We start from the raw sequence: 26,913 nt of genomic DNA, 5'->3' as shown, positions 1-26,913 counted from the left end.
GTCTTCCCCGGTTGCTCTACGGTATCATTTCACCCCTTAGAATTTAAAAATGGCCCAATTCCTCGCAAGGTTCATGCTCGATGTCGTCTGATAACTTTTCCGATCTTCCTCCTTTGCTGAATGCGCATGGAACAGTGCGTTTGCCCGGTTCCAAAAGCATTTCCAATCGCATCCTGTTGCTGTCGGCAATGTCCGCCGGCACGACGGAGATACGCGATGTTCTGTTGTCGGACGATACCGAGCGGATGCTGGATGCCTTGCGTACGCTGGGCGTGGGAGTGGAGCAACTCGATAAGCACGTGTTCCGCGTGACCGGCTGCGGGGGGAATTTCCCGGTTCAACAGGCCGAGCTGTTCCTGGGTAATGCCGGTACTGCGTTCCGCCCGCTGACTGCGACATTGGCGCTGTCAGGCGGTGAATACAAGCTGTCTGGCGTGGCGCGCATGCATGAGCGTCCGATCGGTGATCTGGTGGATGCGTTGCGCCAGTTGGGGGCGAATATCCGCTATCTGGGTAATGAGGGCTTCCCTCCGCTGCAAATCGCGCCAGCCGCTCTTGCGGGCGAGTCGGTGCGTGTCCGGGGTGATGTGTCCAGCCAGTTCCTGACCGGCCTGCTGATGGCGTTGCCCTTGTTGGGGCGGACGGTGAGCGTCGAGGTGGTTGGCGAACTGATCTCCAAGCCCTATATCGGGATCACGCTGGCGATGATGGCACGCTTTGGTGTCAGGGTCGAAAGACAGGAGTGGCAGCGCTTCGTGGTTTCCGGCGGCCAGCATTACCGGAGTCCGGGCACGATCCACGTTGAAGGCGATGCTTCGTCGGCATCCTATTTTCTTGCGGCGGGTGCGATCGGCGGCGGGCCGGTGCGCATCGAAGGCGTGGGTAGTGAGAGTGTGCAAGGCGATGTGCGTTTTGCCGATGCGCTGGCATTGATGGGTGCGCGGATCAAGCAGGGGGTCAACTGGATGGAAGCCAGTGCGCCGAAGGTGGAAAGACTGAAAGCCATCGATCTGGATTGCAACCACATCCCCGATGCGGCCATGACGCTGGCCGTGGTGGCGCTGTTTGCCGACGGTACGACTACGCTGCGCAACATCGCCAGCTGGCGCGTCAAGGAGACCGACCGCATCGCGGCGATGGCGACCGAACTGCGCAAGGTCGGCGCAACCGTGGAAGAGGGCACGGATTATCTCCGCATCACGCCGCCGGTTCGACTCAGGCATGCGGCCATCGACACCTATGATGACCACCGCATGGCGATGTGTTTCTCGCTTGCATCTTTTGGCGAGGAGGGGATGCGCATCAACGAACCGGAATGCGTTGCCAAGACTTTTCCGGACTACTTCAAGGTCTTTGCTGGTGTGACCAAGGCGGTGCCGGTGATTGCTATTGACGGTCCGTCGGCATCGGGTAAAGGTACGGTAGCGCAACGTGTTGCCGCCAGCCTTGGCTACCATTTCCTGGATAGCGGTGCGTTATACCGGTTGTTGGGGCTGGCGGCCGACAGGCACGGCATTGCTCTGGAAGACGAATCGCAACTGGCGGATCTGGCTGCGAAGATCGATATTCGTTTCGAAGGTGAAAACATCTGGCTGGACGGTGTGCCGGTCGGTAGCGAGTTGCGTAGCGAACAATCCGGGGCTGCGGCCTCCAGAGTGGCAGCGTTGCCCGGAGTCCGCGCTGCCTTGTTGAACAGGCAGCGTGCCTTCCGGCGTGCACCGGGGTTGGTGGCGGACGGTCGCGACATGGCTTCAGTGGTGTTCCCGGACGCGACCTTGAAGATATTTTTGACCGCCAGTGCCGAAGCGCGTGCCGAGCGGAGATATAAGCAGTTGAAGGAAAAAGGAATGGGTGCTAATATCGCCGCCCTTTTGCTGGATATACGGGCACGCGACGAGCGGGATATGCAACGAAGCGCTGCCCCGTTGCAACAGGCTCCGGGCGCAATCCTGCTGGATACCACGGCTTTGAACATCGAGCAGGCGGTACAGGCCGTGTTGGCGCGCTATCCGGCATAAGGCAGGAATCGGCCCCAGTGGACTCCCCGTCCGATGGGAACTTTAAACTAACCGCCGTGCAAACGGTTTTAACCTTTAGGTGTATTTGATGAACTCAACCGCAACCGCAGCAGCCGTAGCAAATCCAGACAGTTTTGCAGCAATGTTCGAAGAAAGTTTGACGCGCAAAGAAATGCGCGCAGGCGAACTGATCACCGCGCAAGTCGTGCGCGTCGACCACAACGTGGTGGTCGTGAATGCCGGACTGAAGTCCGAGAGTCTGATTCCGGTCGAGGAATTCCTCGACGACCAGGGACAGATCGAAGTCAAGGATGGCGATTTCGTCACCGTTGCGATCGAATCGCTGGAGAACGGCTATGGTGAGACCAAGCTGTCGCGTGAAAAAGCCAAGCGCCTCGCCGCATGGCACGATCTGGAGCAGGCCATGGAAGAAGGCCGGGTCGTGGAAGGTTATGTCAGCGGCAAGGTCAAGGGCGGCCTGACCGCGATGGTCAACGGCATCCGTGCGTTCCTGCCGGGTTCGCTGGTGGATATCCGTCCGGTCAAGGACACCGCCCCGTACGAGAACAAGACCATGGAGTTGAAGGTCATCAAGCTGGACCGTAAGCGCAACAACGTGGTGGTATCGCGTCGTGCCGTACTGGAAGAGACCATGGGCGCCGACCGCGAGGCGATCATGGAAAGCCTGAAAGAAGGCGCCGTGGTCAAGGGCGTGGTCAAGAACATCACGGATTACGGCGCGTTCGTCGATCTGGGCGGCATCGATGGTCTGTTGCACATCACCGATCTGGCATGGCGCCGCGTGAAGCATCCTTCCGAGATATTGACCGTCGGCGACGAGGTCGAGGCCAAGATCCTCAAGTTCGACCAGGAAAAGAATCGCGTCTCGCTGGGCATCAAGCAGATGGGCGACGATCCGTGGAACGGCCTGGCGCGCCGCTACCCGCAGGGTACGCGCATGTTCGGCAAGGTGACCAACCTGACCGATTACGGTGCGTTTGTGGAAATCGAACAGGGCATCGAAGGTCTGGTGCATGTTTCCGAAATGGACTGGACCAACAAGAACGTGCACCCATCCAAGGTGGTGAGCCTGGGCGACGAGGTCGAAGTGATGATCCTGGAAATCGACGAGCAACGCCGCCGTATCTCTCTTGGCATGAAGCAATGCCTGTCCAACCCGTGGGGCGATTTCGAGAGCAATCACAAGAAGGGCGACAAGGTAAAGGGTCAGATCAAGTCGATCACCGATTTCGGCGTGTTCATCGGCCTGGATGGCGGTATCGATGGCTTGGTGCATTTGTCCGACCTGTCCTGGAGTCAGCCTGGCGAAGAGGTGGTGCGCAACTACAAGAAGGGCGACGAAGTTGAGGCCGTGGTATTGGCGATTGACGTTGAGCGCGAACGCATCTCCCTCGGCATCAAGCAACTGGAAGGCGATCCGTTCGGCGGATTCGTGTCCGGTCATGAGAAGGGTGCGATCGTCACCGGTACGGTGAAATCCCTGGATGCCAAGGGCGCTGTAATTTCACTGGAAGGTGATGTCGAGGCATACCTGAAGGCTTCCGAAGTATCTGCCGACCGCGTCGAAGATATTCGCACACACCTTAAAGAGGGGGATAGCGTGACTGCCGTGATCATCAATGTGGATCGCAAGAATCGCGGCATCAACTTGTCGATCAAGGCGCTCGACAGGGCCGAAGAAGCTGCCGCGATGCAGAAGTTCTCTGCGGAAAGCAGCGCGAATGCCGGCACGACCAATCTTGGTGCATTGTTGAAGGCCAAAATGGGCGGCAACAAGACCGAAGCCTGAGTTGGGGAGAATCCGCATGACTCGTTCCGATTTGATTGCCAGACTCGCCGAGTTGCATCCGCAACTGCTGGCGAAAGACGCAGAGCTTGCCGTTAAAGTGATTCTGGATACCCTGTCCACCGCGCTGTCGCGTGGTGGGCGTGTCGAGATTCGCGGTTTCGGCAGTTTCGGTCTGAATTATCGTCCGCCCCGTCAAGGGCGCAACCCCAAGACAGGCGATAAGGTAAAAGTGCCGGCGAAATATGTGCCGCATTTCAAGGCGGGCAAGGAACTCAGGGAACGCGTCTGCGAATCTAAATCCTGAGGCGCATAGAACGCTTCTCAAGTGGCGGCATATCGCAAGGTATCGCCGCCATTTTGTTGCCCATTCATGCTATCTTTAGCGGCAGTTTATTCGGCGGATAAAACCATGCGCTATCTCAACTGGTTGCTACGTGCAGTGCTGTTCATCGCATTGCTCGGCTTTGCGGTCAAGAACGATCAGCAGGTTACGCTGCATTATTTTTTCGGCTACGAGTGGCAGTCGCCGATGGTGGTCGTCCTGCTGGTATTTTTTGCTGCGGGCGCATTGATCGGTGTGCTTGCCATGTTTGTTCATGTACTGCAGCAGCGCCGCGAGATCGCGCGCCTGAAACGCGATATCCGGGTCAAGAACAAGCTCGCCGATATCGGCGAAACGCAACAGATCCCCATTCAACCTTCCTGATTCATTACCGGACATGATGGAATTCGAACCCTGGATGTTGCTCATCTTCCCGCTGTTTTTCGGCATGGGATGGCTGGCCGCGCGTATCGACATCAAGGAGTTGCTGTCGGAATCGGGCGCATTGCCACAATCGTATTTCCAGGGATTGAACTTCCTGCTCAACGAGCAGCAGGACAAAGCCATCGAAGCTTTCATCGAGGTGGTCAAGGTCGATCCGCAAACCGTCGAGTTGCACTTTGCGCTGGGCAGTCTGTTCCGCCGTCGCGGAGAGGTGGATCGCGCCCTGCGCATGCACCACAATCTGGTGGATCGCGCGGATCTGGATGATGAGCGGCGCCAGCAGGCGATCTTCGAGCTGGCGCAGGATTACCTGAAGGCCGGCATCCTGGATCGTGCCGAAAGCCTGTTCCGTGAACTGGAGAGCACGCCGTATGCGAAACCCTCGCTGGAATTCCTGCTGGAGTTGTTCCAGAAGGAACATGACTGGCTCAAGGCGATCGCCGTTGCACAACGCCTTGCTGAAATATCCGGACAGACCTATGGCAAGTTGGCCTCCTTCTTCTATTGCGAACTGGCCGTCGAGGAAATTGCGCATGGCGATGCGGCAGCGGCGCGCGGCCACTTGCAGCAGGCGCTGAAGGCATATCCGGATGCGGTGCGGGCCACCATGCTGCTGGGCGATATGGAGGCGGCCGAGTTGCGATACGAGCAGGCCATCTCGCTCTGGAAGAACATCGAAGCGCAGGATGCACAATATCTGCCGCTGGTGGCGGAGCGGTTGCTCGATGCTTACCGCTGCCTGGACCGTGAAGTGGAAGGTGTGGCGCTGTTGCGCGATTATCTGTGCAAATACCATTCGCTGGACATGCTGAACGTGGTGTTCGACGGCGTATTGAAGAACGAGGGATCCAGTGCCGCCTACAAACTGGTACGCGACGAATTGCAGCGCAACCCGACATTGCTGGGCCTGGACAAGTTGCTCGAAGCGCGGCTGCTGGAAGTTCCGATGGATCGGCGGGCCGATGTCGAACTGGTCAAGGATCTGGTCCATAAACGTACACGCAACCTGGCGACGTATCACTGCGCCAGCTGCGGTTTCAAGGCGCGCCAGTTCTACTGGCATTGCCCGGCCTGCCAGGCATGGGACAGCTATTCGCCGCGCCGCAACGAAGAAACCGGAATGAATATATGAACGACCCGAAGATCATTGTCGCGCTCGATTATCCGCAAGCCGCGCCGGCGCTGGCGTTGGCCGACCGCTTGCAGCCCGGGCTGTGCCGCCTGAAGGTGGGCAAGGAATTGTTCACCGTTGCCGGGCCGCAACTGGTCGAACAATTGCAACAACGCGGCTTCGAGATTTTTCTCGACCTGAAATATCACGATATACCCAACACGACGGCACAGGCATGCAAGGCTGCCGCCGGTCTGGGGGTGTGGATGGTCAACGTGCATGCGCTGGGCGGCCGCAAGATGCTGGAAGCGGCGCGCGAGGCCCTCGCCAAAGGCGCGCACCGGCCGAGATTGATCGCGGTGACGATGCTCACCAGCATGGCGCAGGAAGACCTTGCCGACATCGGCATCACTGCGACGCCGGCGGAAATGGTGTCGCGGCTCGCGATGCTGGCGCGCGACAGCGGACTGGATGGCGTGGTGTGTTCGGCACAGGAAGCCGCGTTGTTGCGCGAGCGTTGCGGTAGCGGCTTCTGCCTGGTGACCCCCGGCATCCGCCCGGCACAGGCCAGTCTCGATGACCAATCGCGCGTGATGACCCCGCAGGCCGCATTGCTGGCGGGTTCCAGTTATCTGGTAATCGGCCGGCCGATCACCAGGGCGGACGACCCGTTGCAGGCTTTGTTGACGATCAACCAGGAGATCGGAGTGGCGCAATGAGTACATTGCCGGTGTTTGGAGGCGCGAAGGTATTGGTGGTCGGTGACGTGATGCTGGATCGCTACTGGTTCGGCGACGTCAGCCGCATTTCACCGGAGGCGCCGGTGCCGGTGTTGAAGGTGACGCGTGTCGAGGAACGTCCGGGCGGTGCCGCCAACGTGGCGCGCAATATCGCCGCGCTCGGCGCGCAGGCCACATTGCTGTCGGTGGTCGGCGTTGACGAGGCCGGCGATTGTCTGGAGCGCCTGCTGACCGAACAGCGTGTGGAGGCCCTGTTGCATCGCGATGCCAGCATTGCCACCACCATCAAGTTGCGCGCCGTTGCGCGCCAGCAGCAGCTGTTGCGCATCGATTTCGAGACGCAGCCCAGCCATGAGGTGTTGCAGGCCAAACTGGCCGACTTCAGGACGAAACTGCCGTACAGCGATGTGGTCCTGCTGTCCGATTATGGCAAGGGCGGCCTGGCACATATCGCCGAGATGATCGGGCTGGCGAAAGCGGCGGGCAAGCCGGTACTGATCGATCCCAAGGGCGACGATTACGCGCGCTATCGTGGCGCAACCCTGTTGACGCCGAACCGCAGCGAGTTCCGCGAAGTGGCGGGCAGCTGGAAGACAGTGGCGGAACTCGATGCGAAAGCCGAAAGATTGCGTACCGAATTGCAGCTTGATGCGCTGTTGGTCACGCGCAGCGAGGATGGCATGAGCCTGTACCGTCCCGGTGAGGCATTGCATGAGCCGACCCATACACGCGAGGTGTACGATGTCAGCGGAGCGGGCGATACCGTGATCGCCACGCTGGCGGTGATGCTGGCAAGCGGTGCCGAGTTGCCCGATGCGATGCGCATCGCCAACCGCGCGGCGGGTATCGTGGTCGGGAAACTGGGAACCGCTGTCGTATCGCGCGAGGAAATACTTGAGGATATGCAGTAGAAAGTGGGGGGGGTAAGCAGGAAGTGGGGAGTATGGGGTGGTTTTTCCACTCTCCGCCGAGGTGCGCAGCACCGCTCCACTTACCTAACGAATTGAAAGGATCAAAGATGTACTACATCGTCACCGGCGCTGCCGGGTTTATCGGGTCCAATCTGGTCAAGGCGCTCAACCAGCGCGGCGAGAACAATATCATCGCGGTGGATAACCTCAGCAAGGCCGACAAATTCAGGAACCTGGCGGATTGCGAGATCGCCGACTACCTGGACAAGCAAGATTTCCTGAAAAGGCTGCAGGAAGGCTATTTCGACGGGCTGGTCACTGCGGTGCTGCATCAGGGCGCCTGTTCCGACACCATGGAGGCGGATGGCCGCTACATGATGGAAAACAACTACCAGTACACGCTGGAGTTGTTGAATTACTGCCAGAACGAAGAGATACCTTTTCTGTATGCATCATCCGCATCGGTATATGGCGGTGGCGGGGTGTTCAAGGAAAGCCGCGAGTTCGAGTCGCCGCTCAATGTGTATGCCTATTCCAAATTCCTGTTCGACCAGATCGTGCGCCGCCGCTGGCACAAGCGCAGCGCGCAGATCGTCGGAATGCGCTACTTCAATGTGTACGGGCCGCGCGAACAGCACAAGGAACGCATGGCCTCGGTTGCATACCACTTCTTCAACCAGTATCGCGCCGAAGGCAAGGTGAAACTGTTCGCGGGCTGCGACGGGTATGCCGATGGCGGGCAGTTGCGCGATTTCGTGTCGATCGAGGACGTGGTCAAGGTGAATATGTATTTCCTGGACAACCCGCACAAGTCCGGAATCTTCAATCTCGGCACCGGGCAGGCGCAGAGTTTCAACGATGTGGCCGCCGCCGTCATCAACACCCTTCGCGCTACCGAGGGCAAGCCCGCGTCGAGTCTGTCTGAGTTCCAGCAGCAGGGGGCGATCTGTTACATCCCGTTCCCGGATGCGTTGCGCGGTAAATACCAGAGCTACACCCAGGCCGACATCGGCGCATTGCGCAATGCGGGCTATGCCGAACCGTTCCTCAGCGTGGAGCAGGGTGTGGCGCGATATGTGGAGCAGATGCTCGGGAATGCGGGCTGATGAAGTATCCGTCCGTCGAAAACTTTGTCGGCAGTACCCCGCTGGTCAGGCTGAAGCGCATCCCGGGCGATAACGGAAACGTGCTGCTGGCCAAACTGGAAGGCAATAATCCTGCCGGGTCGGTCAAGGACAGGCCGGCATTATCGATGATCACCCGGGCCGAGCAGCGCGGCGAGATCCGTCCGGGCGATACACTGATCGAAGCGACCAGCGGCAATACCGGCATCGCGCTGGCGATGGCGGCGGCGATGCGCGGTTACAAGATGATTTTGGTGATGCCGGAGAACCAGAGCGTCGAGCGCCGCCAGACGATGCGCGCGTTCGGCGCAGAGCTGGTGCTGACAGAAAAATCCGGCAGCATGGAGCTGGCGCGTGATACCGCGGAAAGGTTGCGCGATGCCGGCAAGGGTTTCATCCTCGACCAGTTCGCCAATCCAGACAATCCGCTGGCGCACTATGAAGGCACCGCGCCGGAGATCTGGCGCGACACGGCGGGCAAGCTCACCCATTTCATCAGCAGCATGGGCACCACCGGTACCATCATGGGTTGCTCGCGCTTCTTCAAGGAAAAAAATCCCGCCATCCAGATCATCGGCGTGCAGCCGGAAGAGGGCGCGCAGATCCCCGGCATCCGTAAATGGCCGCAGGCTTACCTGCCGAAGATCTACAGCGGCGAGCATATCGACAGCCTGGAATATGTGAGCCAGGCGGATGCGGAAGAAATGACGCGCCGCCTTGCGCGCGAGGAAGGCATCTTCTGCGGGATATCCTCAGGGGGCGCGTTGAGCGTCGCCCTGCGCATCTCCCGGCAGGTCGAGAACGCGACCATCGCGTTCATCGTCTGCGACCGCGGCGACCGTTATCTTTCGACCGGTGTATTCCCCGCCTGACGCGGATCGGTCGCGTTTGCGGTTAGAATCGTTTCCGTGAACGGACGGGAACGTGATCGAAAGTCGATGCGAGACGCCATGCAATCCACGATCAGGCCATGGATATGGTCCATCGCAATACTGTTTGCGCCCCAGGCCGTTGCGCTGGGGCTGGGCGGGATTGACGTGGACAGCCATCTGGGCGAACCGCTCAGGGCGCGGATTGCACTGCTCGAACTGACCGAGACGGATGCGGCGAGTCTGGAAGTGCAGTTGGCGAGCGCCGAGGAGTATAAAAGGATCGGCCTGCATTACCCGCAGGGAATAGCACCCGGATTCCGGGTCGTCAACGAACAAGGTGCCGCTCCCTTCATTCTGATTTCCACGCCACATCATTTAAAAGAACCCTTTCTCGACCTGCTGATTACGGTTTCGTCGTCCGGCGGCAGGATTTCCAGGGCATACACTTTCCTGCTGGATCTGTCCGCCGACCCCGGCGCTCCCCGCCTGCTTGTGATACCGGAGGCGGAAGCGCAACAGACCATAAGGTCACAAGCCGACATATCGCCGGAGGCGGGTGCGGATGACTCGCATCAACCTGTCGGCGCGGGGGGGGCTTCGGTCGGAAAGCATGCCATCGGGCGCAAAGTTGAAAACCGGCAACGCACCTCTCCTTCGTTTGATCGGGGGCATATCACGTTGGCCGAAAACGATGCCCGCATGCCGGATGGTCGCGGAATGGCAGGCAGGCACGATAGAGCGCAGGAGACTCGGCGCTTCGGCGAACTCGCGCTGGCGCTCTCGGTGTCCTTGTCCATTTCCAGAAGCGACCCCGGCAGTCAGTCCAGTCGGGAGGAGCTTGCCGATGCGCTTCAGGATGAGTTGATCGCGAAAGAAAAGACGGTTGCCGAATTGAATGAGCAGGTCGCCGAAATGCAAACGGTGATCAGGATGTTGCAAGGCAGGCTGGGCATCCGAGCAGATTCGGGCGTTGCAGATACGGCGACAGGCGATATCCGCGGATCGGCTGCGATTGGCGCCGTGTCGGCCAAGCCCGGCATCACCGTGACGGCCACCCCGGTGGTGCCTGTGGAAGCGGAATCCAGGGGCTTATGGCAACAGGCGTTATTCATCCTTGTTCTGCTGTCGTTGGGTGCGGGCGGTTACTTCGGGTATCGCAGATACCGGGCGGCGCGTGGCTGGAAACAGAAAACCGCGGACGATACGGATGACATCCGGCGGCTATCCGGAACGACGGAGCTGTCACGGGAAGAGGCAGACTCAGTCGGGGAAGGCGCATCCATCGTGCAGCCTCCCAAGGTTCTCGACATGACCTTGCCGTTCGGCGACCAGTCGATGAAAGTGCCTGCCGTCGCGCAGCAGGTCGAATCGATCCTGCCGCCCGAATACGAGTTGCTGGAAGAAGCGGATATCTACCTGCGCTTCGGCCACGACAAGCTGGCCGAAGAGGTGCTGCGGGAAGCGATCAAGATCAATCCGAAGAATCCGCAGGCCTACCTGACCTTGCTGCGTGTCTATGAGTCGCGAGAAGACCGGCTTGCATTCCTTTCGGTGGCGCAGCACCTGAAGTCGCTAGGGGATGACAACGCATGGAAGAAAGCCCTGGAGATGGGGCGCGAATTCGACCCGGATAATGATTTCTATCACTGATCGAGTCGTGCAACTTTCGGTCTGGAAAGCGCCGGATTCTGCGCGAAGTAGCGTTTGATGCCGGCGAGGATCGCCCTTGCGATCTTCATCTGGTAGTCGCTGTCGTTCAGCCGGGCCTCTTCGCTGGGATTGCTGATGAATGCCGTTTCGACCAGGATTGAGGGAATGTCAGGCGATTTCAGCACGGCAAATCCGGCCTGTTCGACGTGGCCGCGATGCAGGTCGTTGATGTCGCCCAGTTCATCCAGCACATGCTTGGCCAGTTTTAGACTGTCATTGATGGTCGCGGTCTGCGACAGGTCGAGCAGCGTGCGGGCGAGGTAAGGGTCTTTCACGGCGATATTTACGCCGCCGATCAAGTCGGCTTCATTTTCTTTTTTCGCCAGCCAGCGTGCCGCAGTGCTGGTGGCGCCGTGTTCGGACAACGCGAACACCGATGAGCCGCGCGCATTCGGCTTGATGAAGGCATCCGCATGGATCGAGATGAACAGATCCGCATTGATCTTGCGCGCCTTGGTGACGCGCCTGCCGAGCGGGATGAAATAATCCCCGTCGCGGATCAGTATGCCGCGCATGTCCGGCATGTCGTCGATCAGCGTCTTCACCTTGCGCGCGATCGCCAGCGTGACATTTTTTTCATAGGAGCCCTTTCTGCCGCGTGCGCCGGGATCCTCGCCGCCATGTCCCGCATCGATTGCGATGATCAGTGTGCGGGCGCGCAATTCGGGCACGGCGGGAGGGCGCGGTGATGGTTTTGCGTCCTTGAAGGTGCTCGGGTCGGTTGCCGGTTGCGGCTTCTCTTCCGCCGCGGGTTCCTCGATTGGCTCGCTTGCCGCAGGCGCGCTGGCAGCCTTCGGGGAATCGGCTCGCTCCAGCAGTGCCATCAGCGGATCGGGCGGCTCGGCGGGATAGACATCCAGTACCAGTCGGTAACCGTATGTGCCGACCGGCTTGAGGACGAACAACTGGGGGGCGACCGCGCCCTTCAGGTCGAGCACCAGACGCACCACGCCGGGCTTGAATTGCCCCACGCGCACGCTGCGGATGTAGGGGTCGTTATCCCCAATCAGCTTGGTCAGGTTGTTGAGCGTATCGTCAAGCTTGACGTTCTCCAGGTCGACCACCAGGCGTTCCGGATTGCTCACGGTGAACATGTTGTGGCGGATGGACTGCTTCGATTCGAGCGTCAATCGGGTGTAATCCTGAGCCGGCCAGACACGTGCGGAACCGATGACGATCGCGGCATGCGCCTGGGGTAGCCAAAGCAGAAGCAACAGCGCAACGAATTTTACAACTGCTCTAAGCATCGTTTGCCCATTTCAGTGTTGGCATGGATCGTCGCTTTGCGACCTTGCGCCGGAATTGCCAGATTGATTTTAATATCGGCCAGCGGAACCAATCCTTGCGCCTTTTCCGGCCACTCGATGAGGAAGATGTTATGACCGTCGAATTCATCGCGGAATCCGGCTGCTTCCCATTCGTTCGCATCGTGCAGGCGGTACAGGTCAAAGTGGCACAAGTCTAACCCGTTGGCGTGGTATGTCTCAACCAGCGTATAGGTAGGGCTTTTCACCCGGCCGGCATGGCCCAGAGCGTTCAGCATGCCGCGTACCAGTGTGGTCTTACCCGCGCCGAGATCGCCGTTCAGATAGACCACCATGCCGGGCATGAGTCGCCTGGCGAGGCGCTGCGCAAGCGCGAGGGTCGCGCTTTCATCGGCGAGTTCCAGAGTGATTCGGCTATCATCGTGACTATGCAAAACGGTGATCCTCAATTAGTGGACTATGCGGCCCTTGCCGCGCAGATACGCGTCTGGGCGCATGAACTCGGTTTTCAGGGTGTCGGCATCAGCGACACCGACCTGACTGCGGCGGAAAGCGGTCTGCTGGGATGGCTGGCGCAGGGGATGCACGGCGAGATGGATTATATGGCAATTCACGGCACCCGACGCAGTCGCCCGGCGGAACTGCTGCCCGGTACGCTGCGCGTCATTTCGCTGCGCATGGATTACCTTCCCGCGGATGCGCGCGATGGCTGGCAGGTGCTGCGCGAGGGTGAGCGTGCCTATATTTCGCGCTACGCGCTGGGCCGCGATTACCACAAGGTGATGCGCAACCGTCTGGCGAAACTGGCCGACAAGATAAGGGAGGCGGCGTCCGGGTTCGAAGGGCGCGTCTTCACCGATAGCGCGCCGGTGATGGAGGTCGAACTGGCAGTCAGGGCGGGCATCGGTTGGCGCGGTAAGCATACGCTGCTGCTGTCGCGCGAGCGCGGCTCGTGGTTTTTCCTCGGCGAGATCTACGTCAACCTGCCGCTGCCGGTGGACGCGCCGCAGGCCGACCATTGCGGCAACTGCACGCGCTGCATCGAGGTCTGCCCGACGCAGGCCATCGTCGCACCCTACAGGGTCGATGCGAGTCGCTGCATCTCCTACCTCACCATAGAGCTTAAGGGCAGCATCCCGACCGGGTTACGCCCGCTGATCGGGAATCGCATTTACGGCTGCGACGACTGCCAGTTGATCTGCCCGTGGAACCGCTTCGCGCAACCCGGCTCCGAGCCTGACTTTGCCGTGCGCCACGGGCTGGATGACGCGTCGTTGATCGAGCTGTTCGCGTGGGACGAGGCGACATTCAGCGAAAAGATGTCGGGTAGCGCCATCTACCGCATCGGTCACGAGCGCTGGCTGCGCAACCTCGCGGTGGCGCTGGGCAATGCGCCCGGAAATCCGGAGGTCGTCGCGGCTTTGCAGGCGCGCGCCAGCCATCCTTCCGCATTGGTGCGCGAGCATGTCGCATGGGCACTGTTACAACAGAGTGGGAACGCGCTATGATTCCAACATGGTGGACGCATGCGCCATTCTGTTCAGGGAGAAAATTATGTCTTGCCCAACTGAAACACCGACGTGGAGCCTGGAGTGGACGGATGAATTGAGTGTCTGCATCCCGGAGATCGATGTCGAGCATCAACGATTTGCCCATCTTGTCAATCAGTTGAATGAAGCTATTGTCCGCCGTATGGATATGGCCGAAATCCAGAGACGCATGCAGGCCATCCTGGACGATGCGGTGGCGCACTTTGAGCATGAAGAGAGATTATTCCGCGAATGGGGCTATCCGGACGCGGAAGCGCATGCGCAGAAACATGCGCAGGCTGTCGAGTATCTGGGCAAGATCATGGAAGGATTTGGGAAGGAGGGGACGGAGTACGAATGGATCGAGGCCGGACTCAAAGTCAAGCAGACATTGATCGAGCATCTGCTGCACGAGGACATGAAGTACCGCGATTACGTACTTAGGAATCGTTTGTGCAAGTGCTGACCGTCGATGCGTGCGTCATGGTGGCAGGTACTGGATTCCGGTCGTGTTCGGGATTGCGTCAGTAAGCGAAGCGGTCGCGCAATGATTCCAGGTTCAGTTCATGCAGGATGTATTCCACACGCTGCTGCACATCCTTGCGCGGCGCATCCTTGCGGCGCGCGATGATCAGTTCGTTCTTCATTGAGTGTTCCCAGCCGACCAGTTCCGTTACTGTCACCTGGTAGCCGTGCGATTCCAGCAGCAGGCAGCGCAGCACGTTGGTCAGGTGACTGCCGAATTCGCGCGTGTGGAGCGGGTGACGCCAGATCTCCGACAGCGGGGTCTTGCCGAACGACTGGTTCTTGTGCCGGTTCAATACGGCGGCGACTTCGGCCTGGCAACAGGGCACCAGCACGATGGATTTGGCCCGCTTGTGCAACGCGAAGCGAATCGCGTCGTCGGTGGCGGTGTTGCAGGCGTGCAGGGCGGTGACGATGTCGATCTGCGCGGGGAGTTGCGCCGAGCCGATGGATTCTTCCACCGACAGGTTGAGGAATGACATGCGCGCAAAGCCGAGCCTGTCTGCCAATGCGAGCGACTTTCCGACAAGTTCCGCGCGCGTTTCGATTCCGTAGACATGGCCGGTGTCGCGCGCTTTCAAAAACAAATCATAGAGGATGAAGCCCAGATAGGATTTTCCTGCGCCATGGTCGGCCAGCGTGAGCGTGCCGCTGCCGGACAATGCTTCCGCCATCAGGGGTTCGATGAAGTGGAACAGGTGGTAGACCTGCTTGAGCTTGCGGCGGCTGTCCTGGTTGAGCTTGCCGTCGCGCGTCAGGATGTGCAGTTCCTTGAGAAGTTCGACGGACTGGTCCGGCCTGATTTCTGGAATGGGCGCCATGATTTTGTCGTGAAGGTTGTAGTTTGGTTACGTGGTATGAAAATGATACACGCAAAAAAGTTTGACGAACGCTCAGGAGTTTTGCTATATTCCTATTCTTCGCTGACGCGGGGTGGAGCAGCTCGGTAGCTCGTCGGGCTCATAACCCGAAGGTCATAGGTTCAAATCCTGTCCCCGCAACCCCTTATCTTGTAAGGCAGCCGCTCTTTAACAGAACAGATGAACAATCGACGAGTGTAGGCACTTGGTTTTTGGGGGTTCCCGAGTTTTTTGGACGAGGGGGCTACTTTAAAAAAACAGTAGTAGAAGTGCTTACGCGAAGTTGAAAAGAATCATGTCAATGATTCACTTTGAGTAAGACCGGTCCGGAGACGGACCAAAAAGCAGAGATTGAACTGAAGAGTTTGATCCTGGCTCAGATTGAACGCTGGCGGTATGCTTTACACATGCAAGTCGAACGGCAGCATGGGTGCTTGCACCTGATGGCGAGTGGCGAACGGGTGAGTAATATATCGGAACGTGTCCGGAAGTGGGGGATAGCTCGGCGAAAGCCGGATTAATACCGCATATGCCCTGAGGGGGAAAGGTGGGGATCGCAAGACCTATCGCTTTCGGAGTGGCCGATATCGGATTAGCTAGATGGTGAGGTAAAGGCTCACCATGGCGACGATCCGTAGCTGGTCTGAGAGGACGACCAGCCACACTGGAACTGAGACACGGTCCAGACTCCTACGGGAGGCAGCAGTGGGGAATTTTGGACAATGGGGGAAACCCTGATCCAGCCATACCGCGTGAGTGAAGAAGGCCTTCGGGTTGTAAAGCTCTTTCAGCCGGAAAGAAATCGTGCAGGCTAATACCCTGTATGGATGACGGTACCGGAAGAAGAAGCACCGGCTAACTACGTGCCAGCAGCCGCGGTAATACGTAGGGTGCGAGCGTTAATCGGAATTACTGGGCGTAAAGCGTGCGCAGGCGGCTTTTTAAGCCAGATGTGAAATCCCCGGGCTTAACCTGGGAACTGCATTTGGAACTGGAAGGCTAGAGTGTAGCAGAGGGGGGTAGAATTCCACGTGTAGCAGTGAAATGCGTAGATATGTGGAGGAATACCGATGGCGAAGGCAGCCCCTGGGTTAACACTGACGCTCATGCACGAAAGCGTGGGGAGCAAACAGGATTAGATACCCTGGTAGTCCACGCCCTAAACGATGTCAACTAGGTGTTGGGGAAGGAGACTTCTTTAGTACCGCAGCTAACGCGTGAAGTTGACCGCCTGGGGAGTACGGTCGCAAGATTAAAACTCAAAGGAATTGACGGGGACCCGCACAAGCGGTGGATTATGTGGATTAATTCGATGCAACGCGAAAAACCTTACCTACCCTTGACATGCCAGGAAGATCGCAGAGATGTGATTGTGCCCGAAAGGGAACCTGGACACAGGTGCTGCATGGCTGTCGTCAGCTCGTGTCGTGAGATGTTGGGTTAAGTCCCGCAACGAGCGCAACCCTTGCCATTAATTGCCATCATTCAGTTGGGCACTTTAATGGGACTGCCGGTGATAAACCGGAGGAAGGTGGGGATGACGTCAAGTCCTCATGGCCCTTATGGGTAGGGCTTCACACGTAATACAATGGTCGGTACAGAGGGTAGCCAACCCGCGAGGGGGAGCCAATCCCAGAAAGCCGATCGTAGTCCGGATTGGAGTCTGCAACTCGACTCCATGAAGTCGGAATCGCTAGTAATCGCGGATCAGCATGTCGCGGTGAATACGTTCCCGGGTCTTGTACACACCGCCCGTCACACCATGGGAGTGGAATCTGGCAGAAGTAGGTAGCCTAACCGCAAGGGGGGCGCTTACCACGCTGGGTTTCATGACTGGGGTGAAGTCGTAACAAGGTAGCCGTATCGGAAGGTGCGGCTGGATCACCTCCTTTCTAGAGTATCCAGAGGCTGAGTGTCTACACTCATCGGTTGTTCAACAAGGTAACGGGCTGGCAAGGGCTTAGGCTCGAAGCGGGCTCGATGAAAGTTCGGGTCTGTAGCTCAGCTGGTTAGAGCACCGTGTTGATAACGCGGGGTCGTTGGTTCGAGTCCAACCAGACCCACCAGAGTACAAATGGGGGTTTAGCTCAGCTGGGAGAGCACCTGCTTTGCAAGCAGGGGGTCGTCGGTTCGATCCCGTCAACCTCCACCAATTACCTTGTGGTGAGCGAGTGAGAATCGATATCCAAGCTGCTGGGCTTTGATATCGGCTTTTGCCGATGTAGTTCTTTAAAAATTTGGAAGAAGTAAAGAAAGTGATTCACGCGGAAGTGGAAGCGGGGCGACCTGCGGAAGCGGAAGCATGAAAAACATGGGTTTTGATTGTATCAAGCTGATTTGCGATTAGTCGTCGTGAATCGGTCACAAACCTTTGCTAAGACCGGATCCTTAAATCAGTCCGGTGGAAGTAAAAGTTTAAAATGCGAAGCACCGATAACGCCTTGGCTGCAAAGCTGAGGGCTTAACGTTATAGGGTCAAGCGAATAAGTGCATGTGGTGGATGCCTTGGCGATTACAGGCGATGAAAGACGTGTTAGCCTGCGAAAAGCTACGGGGAGCTGGCAAAAAGCTTTGATCCGTAGATATCTGAATGGGGAAACCCGGCCCGCAAGGGTCACTCCCTGCTGAATACATAGGCAGGGTAGAGCGAACCCGGAGAACTGAAACATCTAAGTACCCGGAGGAAAAGAAATCAACCGAGATTCCGTAAGTAGTGGCGAGCGAACGCGGAAGAGCCTGCAAACTTTAGCTTCTGAATTAAGAGAACAGTCTGGAAAGTCTGGCCATAGTGGGTGATAGCCCCGTATTTGAAAATTCAGGAGTGGAAATAGGTTTGGAACAAGTAGGGCGGGGCACGAGAAACCCTGTCTGAACATGGGGGGACCATCCTCCAAGGCTAAATACTCGTAATCGACCGATAGTGAACCAGTACCGTGAGGGAAAGGCGAAAAGAACCCCGGAAGGGGAGTGAAATAGAACCTGAAACCGCATGCATACAAACAGTGGGAGCCCGCAAGGGTGACTGCGTACCTTTTGTATAATGGGTCAGCGACTTACGTTCAGTAGCGAGCTTAACCGAATAGGGGAGGCGTAGGGAAACCGAGTCTGATAAGGGCGATAGTTGCTGGGCGTAGACCCGAAACCAAGTGATCTATCCATGGCCAGGATGAAGGTGCTGTAACAGGTACTGGAGGTCCGAACCCACTAACGTTGAAAAGTTAGGGGATGAGCTGTGGATAGGGGTGAAAGGCTAAACAAACTTGGAAATAGCTGGTTCTCTCCGAAAACTATTTAGGTAGTACCTCATGTATCACTCTCGGGGGTAGAGCACTGTCATGGCTAGGGGTCTATTGCTGATTACCAAACCATTGCAAACTCCGAATACCGAGAAGTGCGAGCATGGGAGACAGACATCGGGTGCTAACGTCCGGTGTCAAGAGGGAAACAACCCAGACCGCCAGCTAAGGTCCCCAAGACACAGTTAAGTGGAAAACGAAGTGGGAAGGCTAAAACAGTCAGGATGTTGGCTTAGAAGCAGCCATCATTTAAAGAAAGCGTAATAGCTCACTGATCGAGTCGTCCTGCGCGGAAGATGTAACGGGGCTCAAACTGTGCACCGAAGCTGCGGATATGTACACTTCACTTTAAACAATTCCTCGATGGCAGACGCTTATGCGAACGGCGAAGCCGTGAGCAAGCGAAGCTTTGGCGTAGACTGACCTTTAGGTTATGTCGGAGCCAAAGCGGCTGCCCTCCCTGATCCGGTGGATGGGGGATGAGTTGCTTAAAGGAAGTGTACATATGGTAGGAGAGCGTTCTGTAGGCCTGCGAAGGTGTGGTGTGAACCATGCTGGAGGTATCAGAAGTGCGAATGCTGACATGAGTAGCGATAAAGGGAGTGAAAGGCTCCCTCGCCGAAAGCCCAAGGTTTCCTGCGCAACGTTCATCGGCGCAGGGTGAGTCGGCCCCTAAGGCGAGGCTGAAAAGCGTAGTCGATGGGAAACAGGTTAATATTCCTGTACCTCAATGCAATGCGATGTGGGGACGGAGAAGGTTAGGCAATCCGGGTGTTGGACGTCCCGGTTCAAGCGTGTAGGCAGATCTCTTAGGCAAATCCGGGAGGTCAATGTCGAGGCGTGATAACGAGGCACTTAGGTGCTGAAGTTGCTGATACCAAGCTTCCAAGAAAAGCCACTAAGCTTCAGTTGCATTGGGACCGTACCGCAAACCGACACAGGTGGGCAGGATGAGAATTCTAAGGCGCTTGAGAGAACTCCGGGTGAAGGAACTCGGCAAATTAGCACCGTAACTTCGGGAGAAGGTGCGCCCCGGTAGAGTGTAGCGGCTTGCCCGTGAAGCTCGATGGGGTTGCAGTGAAATGGTGGCTGCGACTGTTTAATAAAAACACAGCACTCTGCAAACACGAAAGTGGACGTATAGAGTGTGACGCCTGCCCGGTGCTGGAAGATTAAATGATGGGGTGCAAGCTCTTGATTGAAGTCCCAGTAAACGGCGGCCGTAACTATAACGGTCCTAAGGTAGCGAAATTCCTTGTCGGGTAAGTTCCGACCTGCACGAATGGCGTAACGATGGCCACACTGTCTCCACCCGAGACTCAGCGAAGTTGAAATGTTTGTGAAGATGCAATCTACCCGCGGCTAGACGGAAAGACCCCATGAACCTTTACTGTAGCTTTGCATTGGATTTTGAATAGACTTGTGTAGGATAGCTGGGAGGCTTTGAAGCGGGGACGCCAGTTCTCGTGGAGCCAACCTTGAAATACCAGCCTGGTGTGTTTGAGATTCTAACCTGGGCCCCTGATCGGGGCTGGGGACCGTGCATGGTAGGCAGTTTGACTGGGGCGGTCTCCTCCCAAATTGTAACGGAGGAGTACGAAGGTATCCTAGGTACGGTCGGACATCGTACTGATAGTGCAATGGCAAAAGGATGCTTAACTGCGAGACTGACAAGTCGAGCAGATACGAAAGTAGGTCATAGTGATCCGGTGGTTCTGTATGGAAGGGCCATCGCTCAACGGATAAAAGGTACTCTGGGGATAACAGGCTGATTCCTCCCAAGAGTTCATATCGACGGGGAGTTTGGCACCTCGATGTCGGCTCATCACATCCTGGGGCTGTAGCCGGTCCCAAGGGTATGGCTGTTCGCCATTTAAAGTGGTACGTGAGCTGGGTTTAAAACGTCGTGAGACAGTTTGGTCCCTATCTGCCGTGGGCGTTGGAAATTTGAAGGGACCTGCTCCTAGTACGAGAGGACCGGAGTGGACGAATCTCTGGTGTACCGGTTATGACGCCAGTCGTATTGCCGGGTAGCTAAATTCGGAAGAGATAACCGCTGAAAGCATCTAAGCGGGAAACTCGCCTTAAGATAAGATTTCCCTCAGGCCTTGAGCCTGCTGAAGGGTCGTTCGAGACCAGGACGTTGATAGGCTGGATGTGGAAGCGCAGTAATGCGTTAAGCTAACCAGTACTAATTGCCCGTGAGGCTTGATCCTATAACGTTAAGTAACAAAGGCGTTTCGCAACACGCAATCAAGACACAGAAAACTTTACTTCTTCCAGATAACGGCGAGTTGCTCCGGCCTCAAAACCGGATCGGCGAGCCACAAACAGGGTAGGCGACAGAACACCGTCGAATACCGAACAGTTTGTCTGACGACCATAGCGAGTTGGTCCCACTCCTTCCCATCCCGAACAGGACAGTGAAACGACTTAGCGCCGATGATAGTGTGGATTCCCATGTGAAAGTAGGTCATCGTCAGACTCCTTATAAGATAACGCCCTCGATACCGAGGGCGTTGTTGTTCCTGAATGTTTCTTTGTTTAGATGGGTTGCCGAGCAGGCAAGTGAATAGCTAAAAATAATCCCCATCGGCTTTTATGGGTCGTTAGCTCAGTTGGTAGAGCAGCGGACTCTTAATCCGTTTGTCGCAGGTTCGACCCCTGCACGGCCCACCAATCATCAAGGACTTGGATGCGATATCCAAGTCCTTTTTTTATTTGAATGTGAGCAGAAAATGTTGCTAAGCGTGGATTTTGCCTGTTGCTTCGTTTATGATGGCCTATCGGATATCAAGTACGTAATAAATTCTCGGCAACGGAGATTATTGTAATCGGTGATGCGATTTGAGGCGTGAAAGAATTGGCGGGCCTCCCCGCATTGCAGTGTAGTGAATCTGGTCAGGTCCGGAAGGAAGCAGCCATAACTAAATACTGCAAGTGCCGGGGGTAAGGCTCGCCTCCTGTTGAGTAATTAAGTCGTTTGGGGAAGGCAATGAGAAAACTCGGTTGGTTGCTCGGCGCATTATTGCTTACTGGAAATGCGTGGGCTGTTGACGGTGTGTCCGTCGAGGCGGGTAATGGCGACTATACTGATTCTGCGCGCATTGGAGCGATCTGGGATTGGGATAAGCAGTGGTTTGATGAGGGCGACTGGCTGGTGACAGGTTTCTGGGAGGCTTCGCTGGGTATGTGGCGGGGGCGTAGCAGTGTGGGCAACAACCAGACAATCACCGACCTGGGAATCACGCCGGTATTTCGCTTTCAGCAGAAAAAAATGTCTGGTGTTGCTCCATACATGGAGGGGGGAATCGGTTTTCATGTGATTACTCCTACTTTTATTTATAACAACCGTCATTTTGGCAGCGCATTCCAGTTTGGCGATCACGTCGGTTTTGGTGTCCGTTTCGGCGAACACCACCAATTCGACTTGGGCTATCGATACCAACATTTATCCAACGGCGGTATCAAGAAACCCAACCAAGGCATTAATATCAACCAAGTGCATTTTGTCTACCATTTCTAACGCGGTTTAACTTGTCAGCCACCTCTGTTCTTGCGCGAAAATGGCGTCCTAAGGATTTTTCGCAACTGGCGGGGCAAGAGCACGTCGTCAGGGCTCTCAGCAACGCACTTGCACAAAATCGCCTGCATCATGCATATCTCTTTACCGGTACGCGTGGTGTCGGGAAAACCACAATTGCGCGCATCTTTGCCAAGTCGCTGAATTGTGCGACGGGTATCACTGCCACGCCATGCGGTGAGTGCAACGCATGTAAAGAGATAGATAGCGGTCGGTTTGTCGACCTGATCGAACTGGATGCTGCCTCGAACACGCAGGTCGATAACATGCGCGAACTTCTGGAAAGTGCGCTGTACGCACCAACCAACGCACGCTTTAAGATTTATATCATTGACGAAGTGCATATGCTATCCAAGTCGGCCTTTAACGCGATGTTGAAGACATTGGAGGAGCCGCCCGGGCATGTGAAATTCATCCTTGCTACGACTGATCCGCAAAAGATTCCCGTTACCGTATTGTCGCGTTGCTTGCAGTTCAACCTTAAACAACTACCTGTGGCTTTGATTGCTGAGCACCTGCAGTACGTGCTTGAAATGGAACATATCGCTTTCGAGCCGGCCGCAGTTGCACTGGTTGCACGAGCAGCGCAGGGCAGTATGCGCGACGCATTGAGTTTGATGGATCAGGCAATCGCCTTTTCTGCCGGCCAAGTGGAAGAAGCGATGGTCCGTACCATGCTGGGTGCGATAGACCGGGGCTATCTGTTCGAGTTGCTTGTGGCATTGCGAGACCAGAACGGGGCAGCGTTGCTTGATGTGGCCGACAATATGGCTGCACATAGTGTAGCGTTCGATGCGGCTTTGCTGGATTTGGCTACGTTGCTGCATCGCATTGCACTGGTTCAGATAGTGCCTCAGGCAATGCCTGATGATGAACCCGAACGATTGCGGGTGATGGAGTTGGCGCAAAGTCTGTCGCCAGAGGAAGTCCAATTGCTCTATCAGATTGCCGTGCATGGTCGTGATGAGATAGATCTGGCTCCGGACGAATATGCCGGTTTCACCATGACTCTGTTGCGTATGCTGTCATTTGCGGCCGCTAAAGATTTGCCGCGGCAGATGTCGGTCAGGACAGTGTCGGAGCTGTCCGGTGCGCAACCTGTTATGGCAGATAAATCAGTTAAGTTTCAGCAGGTAAATGCTGAACTTGCCGCAGGTTGTGACGCTGAATCGGGAGGGCGTCTGGACTGGGGGGCGGTGCTGGCGCAGTTGGATGTGCAGGGCATGGCACAACAATTGGCGAAAAACTGCACGTTGCAGAGTTTTTTGAGTCAGCAAATCACCCTGAATCTGTCACCAGAATATAAGCATCTTCAAGCCAATAGAACTGCAGTCGACAAATTGCGGGCGTCATTGAGCGATTATTTTTCCACGCCAATCAAATTGATGATTGTGCTGGGGGATGCTGAAATGGCAACGCCGGCGGTGATTGAACAACAAACCAGACAGATCGTGCAGGAACAGGCGAGCGAGGCGATCACTCAGGACGGCTTTGTGCGCGAGATGCAGACGGAATTGTCGGCCAATCTGGTGGCTGACTCGATTAAACCAATACAGTAAGTTCGGGAGGCCGTAATAATGATGAAGGGCGGATTGAGCGGGTTGATGAAGCAGGCCCAGCAAATGCAGCAGAATATGCAGAAGGCACAGGCTGAATTGGCCACCGTGGAGGTCGAAGGTCAGGCAGGTTCCGGCGCAGTCAAGGTGACTATGACGTGTGCGCACGAGGTACGTCGCATATCGCTGGACGACAGTGTGTTGTCCGATGATAAAGAAATGCTGGAGGATCTGATCGTGTTGGCTTTGAACGATGCGATGAAGAAGGCGGAGGCGACCACTCAGCAACGCATGAGCGGTTTTAGTGCCGGCATGGGCCTGCCGCCCGGGATGAAGCTGCCGTTTTGATGATGCCATCCCTTCTGGAGGAGTTGGTTGCTGCGTTGCGTTGTTTACCAGGCGTGGGGCCGAAATCGGCGCAACGCATGGCCTACCACTTGCTTCAGCGAGACCGCAATGGAGCAATGCACTTGGCAGAATCGCTGGAGCTGGCTGTAAATAACATCAGGCACTGTAACAAATGCAATAATTTTTCCGAGCAGGATGTTTGCGGTTTATGTGCCTCACCCAAGCGTGACCCAGGCCTGCTGTGCGTTGTCGAGATGCCGGCCGATTTGCTGATGATGGAGCAGGCACAGTGTTATCGCGGCATGTACTTCGTATTGATGGGCAGGTTGTCTCCGCTGGATGGCATCGGCGTGAAGGAACTGCACCTTGATCGACTGCTCAAACGCGTACACGAACATCCCTGCGAAGTGATTCTGGCGACCAACTTTACTGTGGAAGGGGATGCCACGGCGCATTATCTGGCAACCTTGCTGCAATCGCAGAACATCAAGGTGTCACGCATTGCCCGCGGCCTGCCGGTAGGCGGCGAACTGGAGCAGGTGGATAGTGGCACGTTAGCGCAAGCTGTGCTGGAAAGACGCGAGATGGCAGTATGAACGAACATGGCGAGAAATTGCAGAAAGTGCTGGCTCAGGCGGGCTTCGGCTCGCGCCGGGCAATGGAGGAATGGATTGCGGCGGGGCGAGTCAGCGTAAACGGAGAACCGGCGACTCTGGGGATGCGCGTGGTGCCGGGCGATTTGGTGAAGACGGAACGTCGCACCATACGCATTGGCGAAAGAGAACATGCTATACGCGTGTTGTTGTATCACAAGCCTGAAGGTGAAATCGTCAGTCGCGACGATCCGGAAAACCGCGTCAGCGTATTCGACAAACTGCCTAAACTGCGTGGGCAGAAATGGATCGCTATCGGGCGGTTGGATTTCAATACCAGCGGTTTGCTGATTTTTACCACTTCCGGCGAGTTGGCGAATCGCCTGATGCATCCGCGATTCGAGGTGGAACGGGAGTATGCGGTACGAGTGCAGGGAACCATGACGGATGAGCAAATGAACAGGGTGCTCAAGGAAGGCGTTGGCTTGGAGGACGGCCCCGTCAAGTTCGAGAAACTTGAAGATCACGGGGGCGAGGGCTTTAACCACTGGTATCGCGTGATACTCAGGGAAGGGCGGAATCGCGTGGTGCGTCGCACCTTTGATGCACTTGGTTTGCCTGTGAGCCGATTGATGCGCATACGCTTCGGTATAATCAATCTGCCACCAAGACTGAAGCGTGGCATGACCGCCGAACTGGGCGAAGCTGAAGTACAGCAGGTGCTGGAGTGGGCAGGTCTTGCGCATGAAGAAGAATTGAGTCCAGTCGTACCGGCATCGCGCCCATCCGGACGCACCCGCACCGCAGTGGCAGTACCTCCCGCTACATCTGAGGTGCGCGATAAGCGGCATGTTGCTGCAAGCCGCGGCAGGAAAAGTAAAACTGGTGTAAAACGTTAACTGCTACTAGAATTTGCGCCGTTATGTCCTGCTGACAAGGGTTGCAGGAATATTGATGTGCAAGTTATGCCGAGGCACTAAAAACTGAATGGAAACGCACGGTAATAAGACCATCATGTGCAGTGTGCTGTTCTTGGATATCGTGGAATATTCCAAGAAGTCGGTTGCTGGGCAGATTTCGCTGAAAGAAAGGTTCAACGAATACCTTTCTGCGGCTATTAGCAATGTGCCGATAGCTGACCGGATCATTCTTGATACCGGTGACGGTGCGGCGATCAACTTCCTCGGTGATGTCGAAGATGCGCTCAAGGCGGCGCTCAGTTTGCGCGATAGCCTGTCCAATGAAGACCCGCATGTGGATCCGCCACTGATGGTACGTATCGGGATCAATCTCGGACCGGTTCGTCTGGTGCGTGACATCAACGGCCAACCCAACATTGTCGGTGACGGTATCAATGTCGCGCAGCGCATAATGGGCTTTGCAGATGTCGAGCAGATTCTGGTGTCGCGTTCATATTACGATGCTGTTTCGCGCCTGTCCCCTCAATATGCCGGGATGTTCCATTACCAGGGATCACGCACCGACAAGCATGTGCGTGAGCACGAGGTATATGCGATCGGTTACCCCGGCGATAATGCGACAGAGGCCATGGCTACCGATGTGCTTGCTGGAGAAGCAGGCGCATCGCCCATGCGGTTAATGACCCGAATCAAGGGTGTCTGGAATGGGGCGGCAATAAAGCTGGACGACTGGATCCGGGGCGTGGTGTCCGGTTTCAAAAGGGCAGAGCCAAGGCAACGCGCTCTATATGTTGGTGCGGCCACTGTTCCCATCATGCTTTTCTTTACTGTGTTGATTGTGAAGTCTACGCCTCAAGAAGCTCCGCTCGTTTCTCAGGATGCCGAACCGCCTCGTTCCATGAGTGTAGAGCCGAAGGTTGTATCAGATGCTTCCAAAGGCGAGCCAGAAACGGTTACGGGTCAAAGTAAGCGGGAGGCTGTTGCCAAACCGGATGGCAATAAAACCAAGGAGCCTCCTAAACAAAATGCTGTTCAACAAAAAGCCAAGCCGCCCCAACCGGCAGACAGCAAGTCATGGCTTGAAACATTAAAGCCGTCGGGGGGAGATGCGTACATTTCGGTCAGTTGCAAGGAAGGTGCGCTGGTGTTTGTCGATGGTATGCAGAGCGGAAAAATTGATTCCACGGGGACATTGACTATAGCTGTTACGTCGGGGAAGCATGCGGTGATTGTGAGCCATGCGAGCGGCGGACTTTACAGGCAGGATGTTTTGCTCGATTCGGGCAAAACGGTGCGTGTAAGGCCGAATTTCTGTAAATAGCCGGGATAGTTCTGATTGTCAGGTTAATGCGTAATGTATAGAGCGATTAATAAAT

The 26,913-nt window shown here is 56.4% G+C and carries 21 protein-coding genes, 4 tRNA genes, 3 rRNA genes and 1 other RNA gene; 26 read left to right on the top strand and 3 right to left on the bottom strand.

Going from position 1 to position 26,913, the window contains the following annotated elements; all coding sequences use genetic code 11:
* Positions 1-80 precede the first annotated feature (80 nt).
* From IPM27_03480 to IPM27_03435, 10 genes are all read left to right on the top strand, one after another.
* Positions 81-2,018 (top strand): bifunctional 3-phosphoshikimate 1-carboxyvinyltransferase/cytidylate kinase, encoded by a 1,938-nt coding sequence (locus tag IPM27_03480; protein ID MBK9160615.1) that lies wholly within the window; start codon positions 81-83, stop codon positions 2,016-2,018.
* An 88-nt stretch (positions 2,019-2,106) separates the two neighbouring features.
* Positions 2,107-3,828 (top strand): 30S ribosomal protein S1, encoded by a 1,722-nt coding sequence (gene rpsA / locus IPM27_03475; GenBank protein MBK9160614.1) that lies wholly within the window; start codon positions 2,107-2,109, stop codon positions 3,826-3,828.
* Between the two features lie 16 nt (positions 3,829-3,844).
* Entirely contained in the window at positions 3,845-4,132 is a 288-nt protein-coding gene (locus tag IPM27_03470) for an integration host factor subunit beta (GenBank protein MBK9160613.1), read from the top strand.
* A 105-nt stretch (positions 4,133-4,237) separates the two neighbouring features.
* On the top strand, positions 4,238-4,534 hold the full coding sequence (locus tag IPM27_03465; protein MBK9160612.1) for a LapA family protein: 297 nt from the start codon (positions 4,238-4,240) through the stop codon (positions 4,532-4,534).
* A 16-nt stretch (positions 4,535-4,550) separates the two neighbouring features.
* The gene (gene lapB / locus IPM27_03460; GenBank protein ID MBK9160611.1) at positions 4,551-5,726 is read left to right on the top strand and encodes a lipopolysaccharide assembly protein LapB; all 1,176 of its coding nucleotides are present in this window, start codon (positions 4,551-4,553) and stop codon (positions 5,724-5,726) included.
* Positions 5,723-6,424 carry an orotidine-5'-phosphate decarboxylase gene (pyrF, locus tag IPM27_03455; GenBank protein ID MBK9160610.1) on the top strand — a complete coding sequence of 234 codons (702 nt, stop codon included), beginning with the start codon at positions 5,723-5,725 and terminating at the stop codon, positions 6,422-6,424. Before lapB ends, pyrF begins: the two co-directional genes overlap by 4 nt.
* On the top strand, positions 6,421-7,356 hold the full coding sequence (gene rfaE1 / locus IPM27_03450) for a D-glycero-beta-D-manno-heptose-7-phosphate kinase (protein MBK9160609.1): 936 nt from the start codon (positions 6,421-6,423) through the stop codon (positions 7,354-7,356). The genes pyrF and rfaE1 overlap by 4 nt, the downstream gene beginning before the upstream one ends.
* Positions 7,357-7,463: 107 nt before the next feature.
* Entirely contained in the window at positions 7,464-8,462 is a 999-nt protein-coding gene (rfaD, locus tag IPM27_03445) for an ADP-glyceromanno-heptose 6-epimerase (GenBank protein MBK9160608.1), read from the top strand.
* Positions 8,462-9,352: a cysteine synthase CysM gene (gene cysM, locus IPM27_03440; GenBank protein MBK9160607.1), complete on the top strand. Its 891-nt coding sequence runs from the start codon at positions 8,462-8,464 to the stop codon at positions 9,350-9,352. Before rfaD ends, cysM begins: the two co-directional genes overlap by 1 nt.
* A gap of 78 nt (positions 9,353-9,430) precedes the next feature.
* Positions 9,431-11,002 (top strand): hypothetical protein, encoded by a 1,572-nt coding sequence (locus IPM27_03435; protein MBK9160606.1) that lies wholly within the window; start codon positions 9,431-9,433, stop codon positions 11,000-11,002.
* On the opposite strand, the gene IPM27_03430 is transcribed toward IPM27_03435, so the two are convergent.
* A complete protein-coding gene (locus tag IPM27_03430; GenBank protein MBK9160605.1) occupies positions 10,996-12,309 on the bottom strand; it encodes an N-acetylmuramoyl-L-alanine amidase in 1,314 nt (437 codons plus the stop codon). The genes IPM27_03435 and IPM27_03430 overlap by 7 nt on opposite strands.
* Entirely contained in the window at positions 12,291-12,662 is a 372-nt protein-coding gene (gene tsaE, locus IPM27_03425; GenBank protein MBK9160604.1) for a tRNA (adenosine(37)-N6)-threonylcarbamoyltransferase complex ATPase subunit type 1 TsaE, read from the bottom strand. Before tsaE ends, IPM27_03430 begins: the two co-directional genes overlap by 19 nt.
* Here tsaE and queG point away from each other — a divergent pair.
* Both queG and IPM27_03415 read left to right on the top strand, forming a co-directional pair.
* Positions 12,585-13,835 carry a tRNA epoxyqueuosine(34) reductase QueG gene (queG, locus tag IPM27_03420; protein MBK9160603.1) on the top strand — a complete coding sequence of 417 codons (1,251 nt, stop codon included), beginning with the start codon at positions 12,585-12,587 and terminating at the stop codon, positions 13,833-13,835. The two genes, tsaE and queG, sit on opposite strands and share 78 nt — an antisense overlap.
* A gap of 46 nt (positions 13,836-13,881) precedes the next feature.
* Positions 13,882-14,322: a hemerythrin domain-containing protein gene (locus IPM27_03415; GenBank protein MBK9160602.1), complete on the top strand. Its 441-nt coding sequence runs from the start codon at positions 13,882-13,884 to the stop codon at positions 14,320-14,322.
* Positions 14,323-14,380: 58 nt separating this feature from the next.
* Here IPM27_03415 and IPM27_03410 read toward each other — a convergent pair whose 3' ends face one another.
* Positions 14,381-15,202 (bottom strand): SAM-dependent methyltransferase, encoded by an 822-nt coding sequence (locus IPM27_03410; protein ID MBK9160601.1) that lies wholly within the window; start codon positions 15,200-15,202, stop codon positions 14,381-14,383.
* Positions 15,203-15,308: 106 nt separating this feature from the next.
* On the opposite strand from IPM27_03410, the gene IPM27_03405 reads away from it, so the two are divergent.
* The 14 genes from IPM27_03405 (at position 15,309) to IPM27_03340 (ending at position 26,858) form a co-directional block, all read left to right on the top strand.
* A tRNA-Met gene (locus IPM27_03405) sits at positions 15,309-15,382 on the top strand.
* Positions 15,383-15,594: 212 nt separating this feature from the next.
* Positions 15,595-17,133 (top strand): 16S ribosomal RNA (locus IPM27_03400).
* A gap of 98 nt (positions 17,134-17,231) precedes the next feature.
* Positions 17,232-17,307, top strand: a tRNA-Ile gene (locus IPM27_03395).
* Between the two features lie 10 nt (positions 17,308-17,317).
* Positions 17,318-17,393: transfer RNA gene (locus IPM27_03390), tRNA-Ala, on the top strand.
* A gap of 321 nt (positions 17,394-17,714) precedes the next feature.
* Positions 17,715-20,753 (top strand): 23S ribosomal RNA (locus IPM27_03385).
* Positions 20,754-20,909: 156 nt separating this feature from the next.
* Positions 20,910-21,022 (top strand): 5S ribosomal RNA (rrf, locus tag IPM27_03380).
* Together the 16S, 23S and 5S rRNA genes with 4 tRNA genes alongside form the textbook arrangement of a ribosomal RNA operon.
* Positions 21,023-21,140: 118 nt before the next feature.
* Positions 21,141-21,216, top strand: a tRNA-Lys gene (locus IPM27_03375).
* Between the two features lie 186 nt (positions 21,217-21,402).
* An RNA gene (gene ffs, locus IPM27_03370) (signal recognition particle sRNA small type) lies at positions 21,403-21,501 on the top strand.
* Positions 21,502-21,532: 31 nt separating this feature from the next.
* Positions 21,533-22,063 (top strand): acyloxyacyl hydrolase, encoded by a 531-nt coding sequence (locus IPM27_03365; GenBank protein ID MBK9160600.1) that lies wholly within the window; start codon positions 21,533-21,535, stop codon positions 22,061-22,063.
* Positions 22,064-22,074: 11 nt separating this feature from the next.
* Positions 22,075-23,679, top strand: a complete 1,605-nt coding sequence (gene dnaX / locus IPM27_03360; GenBank protein MBK9160599.1) for a DNA polymerase III subunit gamma/tau — start codon at positions 22,075-22,077, stop codon at positions 23,677-23,679.
* Positions 23,680-23,697: 18 nt separating this feature from the next.
* Positions 23,698-24,024, top strand: a complete 327-nt coding sequence (locus IPM27_03355; GenBank protein MBK9160598.1) for a YbaB/EbfC family nucleoid-associated protein — start codon at positions 23,698-23,700, stop codon at positions 24,022-24,024.
* Positions 24,024-24,620, top strand: a complete 597-nt coding sequence (gene recR, locus IPM27_03350; GenBank protein MBK9160597.1) for a recombination protein RecR — start codon at positions 24,024-24,026, stop codon at positions 24,618-24,620. The genes IPM27_03355 and recR overlap by 1 nt, the downstream gene beginning before the upstream one ends.
* Complete coding sequence (locus IPM27_03345; GenBank protein MBK9160596.1) at positions 24,617-25,516, top strand: pseudouridine synthase; 900 nt, start codon at positions 24,617-24,619, stop codon at positions 25,514-25,516. Before recR ends, IPM27_03345 begins: the two co-directional genes overlap by 4 nt.
* 88 nt (positions 25,517-25,604) lie before the next feature.
* The gene (locus IPM27_03340; protein MBK9160595.1) at positions 25,605-26,858 is read left to right on the top strand and encodes an adenylate/guanylate cyclase domain-containing protein; all 1,254 of its coding nucleotides are present in this window, start codon (positions 25,605-25,607) and stop codon (positions 26,856-26,858) included.
* The last annotated feature ends 55 nt before the right edge of the window (positions 26,859-26,913 follow it).

The organism is Nitrosomonadales bacterium, assembly GCA_016716325.1.
In the GTDB taxonomy this organism is placed as follows: Bacteria; Pseudomonadota; Gammaproteobacteria; order Burkholderiales; family Gallionellaceae; genus Gallionella.
The sequence above is the reverse complement of the archived record's forward strand: the minus strand, read 5'-3'. Positions and strand labels throughout refer to the sequence as shown.